This window comes from Occallatibacter sp., from assembly GCF_049802275.1.
Classification (GTDB): Bacteria; Acidobacteriota; Terriglobia; order Terriglobales; family Acidobacteriaceae; genus Telmatobacter.
In genome coordinates this window covers 1-2,672 of sequence record NZ_JBARMD010000053.1, presented here as the reverse complement: position 1 = coordinate 2,672, position 2,672 = coordinate 1, and the positions used below count along the sequence as shown (strand labels likewise).

At 60.3% G+C, this 2,672-nt stretch carries 3 protein-coding genes; all 3 read left to right on the top strand.

Annotated elements, in window-relative coordinates; genetic code table 11:
- Positions 1-1,417, top strand: a 1,417-nt coding sequence (locus tag WA354_RS01730; protein WP_472811283.1) for a hypothetical protein, incomplete at its 5' end; no start/stop codon positions are given.
- A gap of 6 nt (positions 1,418-1,423) precedes the next feature.
- Positions 1,424-2,314, top strand: coding sequence for a polyprenyl synthetase family protein (locus WA354_RS01725; protein WP_472811282.1), 891 nt, complete (start codon positions 1,424-1,426; stop codon positions 2,312-2,314).
- Between the two features lie 93 nt (positions 2,315-2,407).
- Positions 2,408-2,672: metal-sulfur cluster assembly factor (locus tag WA354_RS01720; RefSeq protein ID WP_472811281.1), on the top strand; the 265-nt coding region annotated here is incomplete at its 3' end.

The window sequence follows — 2,672 nt, the reverse complement described above, 5'->3', positions numbered from 1 at the left end:
GCTCTTCTCCGGCTATTCGATGTTTACCGCCTACGAGCGCTCCGCCTTCGGAGAACTCGCCGGCGGATTTTGGATCCCGCTGCTGCTGCTGCTCGTCTTCCGCGATCGCAATCCGCAGGGATCCGTGTGGCGTCGCGCCCTTGACGGTTCAGCCGTGTTGCTCGCCCTCGTCGTCGCAGGAGCATGGCTCTCCAACGCACCCCTGGGCGTGATGGCCAGCTATCTTCTGGCTGCGGTCGCACTCACTGTCGCGATACTTCGGCGCTCCTGGGCGCCGATTCTGCGATCGGTAGTTGCCGTCACTCTGGGTCTCGGACTCTCCGCGATTTATCTTGTTCCTGCCGCTGTCGAGCAGCACTGGGTGCAGATCCGCCAGGCCACCGACGATCCCGGCCTCGCCATCGAAAACAGCTTTCTGTTCGGCCACCACACCGACCCCAATCTCGAACTGCACGACGTCGAACTGTGGCGTGTCTCAGCCATCGCCGTCATCATGATCGGCCTTGCGTTCATTAGCATCTTCATCGCGTGGCGCCGCGGTCTGCTCCGACGGCGCACCTGGTGGATCCCCATGGCCCTCATTCCGCTGGCCGTGCTTCTTCTGCAACTCCCCATTTCCCTGCCTCTGTGGAACGTGCTGCCCAAACTGCGATTCCTGCAATTCCCATGGCGGTGGCTCGTCGTACTCGAAGCACCGCTCGGCATCTTTTTTGCTGCGGCCATATGGCCGACGCGGCGCTGGTTGCGTGTCGTCGTCATCGTCTCGTCTTCTTTAATCTTCCTTTTCATCACCACCGTCACGACACTGCTCTTCCATCAGACCTGCGATGCAGAAGATGCGGTAGTCGGCATGTTGAGCGCGTTTCGCGGCGGCCAGGGCTTCGAGGGGACCGACGAGTATGCTCCCCCGGGCGCGGATAACACACTGATGGCAGTCGGCCTTCCCGATGCATGCCTCACCAGCAATCCTGCGGTCGTGCTGGCAAAGTCGGATGACGGTAACACTCCTGAATGGGATCCGACAAGTGGTCATTGCGACGCAACCTACTCATGGCAGCGGCAGAAAGGCCATGTCTCGCCCGAACACCTGCGCCTCGTTGCCGACACCCCGCACGCCGGCTACCTTATCCTTCACCTGCGCGACTATGCAGCCTGGAAGATTAACGTCAACGGGGAGACCGTTGCCCTTGGAGCGCGCCCGAATTACGCGTCTCTTCCCCACCGCGACGACGGCCTGATGGCTGTGCCGGTTCCTGAGGGTTCGGTGCGGCTTGACGTGGACTGGATCACAACCGGAGATGTCGTGATGGGGCGCTTACTGAGTCTTATGTCGCTCGGCTACTTCACGGTCCTATTCTTAATCGAGCGAAAACTGAACGTGGCGCAAAAGGTTGAAGGCGAACCTCGGTTATCATAGGAAGGGATGTCCGCTGACGTTAAATCGCTGATCCAGGAAGGCGCGGAGCTAACCGACCGCGCGCTCGAAGCACTGATCCCGACGGTTGACACGGTTCCTTCGTCGATTCACGGCGCCATGCGCCACTCAGTGTTTGCCGGGGGCAAGCGCCTCCGTCCCGTGCTCGCCATGCAAGCTGCCGTCACCATCGCTGGTTCTGTTCCACGCGGCATTGAGCGCCTGGGAGCAGCTATCGAAATGCTGCACACATATTCGCTGATCCACGACGACCTGCCCGCACTCGACAACGACGATCTGCGTCGCGGTAAACCGACCTGCCACGTGGCGTTCGGCGAAGCGATCGCCATCCTCGCCGGCGACGCGCTGCAAACGCGCGCCTTTGAAATCCTTGCCGGTCTCGACACGCCGCCTGCTGCGACAGTCCAGATCATCGGCCTCATCGCCAACGCCGTCGGTACCGTCGATGGCATGATCGGCGGCCAGGTGCTCGATATCGAAAGCGAAGGCCACAAGCCAACACCCGAACTCGTCGAATCTATCCATCGCGCTAAGACCGGCGCACTCATCAGGGTCAGTGTTGTTACCGGCGGCGTTTACGCCGGAGCCTCCGCCGAGGATGTTGCACGCCTCGACACCTTCGGCCGCAAAGCCGGACTCGCTTTCCAGATCGTCGACGACGTGCTCGACATGACAGTCGACTCGGCGCATCTGGGCAAGACCGCAGGCAAAGACCAGGCCACCGAGAAAGCTACCTGGCCGGCTGTCTACGGCATCGAGCAGAGCCAACGTGACGCCACGACACTCATCGAAGAAGCGTTTGCCGTGCTCAAGCCCTATGGCACCCGCGCCGAAGGGCTCAAGTCTGTTGCGCGGTATCTGGTTGAGCGGAAGAATTAGCTAGTGAGTGCGACAGCTCGATCAGGACAATTGATTTGTTTATTTTGATCCGCCATGCTCAGGCTAAGAGCTCAGGGCTAAACGGTAGGAGCTATGCTCTCCGAATCAGACATCTTCGCCGCTCTCCGCGACTGCTTCGATCCCGAAGTGAAGTTGAACCTCGTCGATCTCGGCCTCATCTATTCCATCGAAACCGGCCCCGACCCCGACTCCACGCCCGCGTGGCCGCGTCAGTGGGTCAAAGTCACCATGACGCTCACCACGCAGTTTTGCCCGGCATCGGGTCTGATCTTCGAGCAGGTACACAACCGTCTCGCGACCATTCCCGATATAAGCAAAATTGATGTGAACCTGGTTT

Bases quoted from the DNA above. Each gene is read 5' to 3' on its own strand.
- WA354_RS01725 (WP_472811282.1), top strand. From the start codon at position 1,424: ATGTCCGCTGACGTTAAATCGCTGATCCAGGAAGGCGCGGAGCTAACC.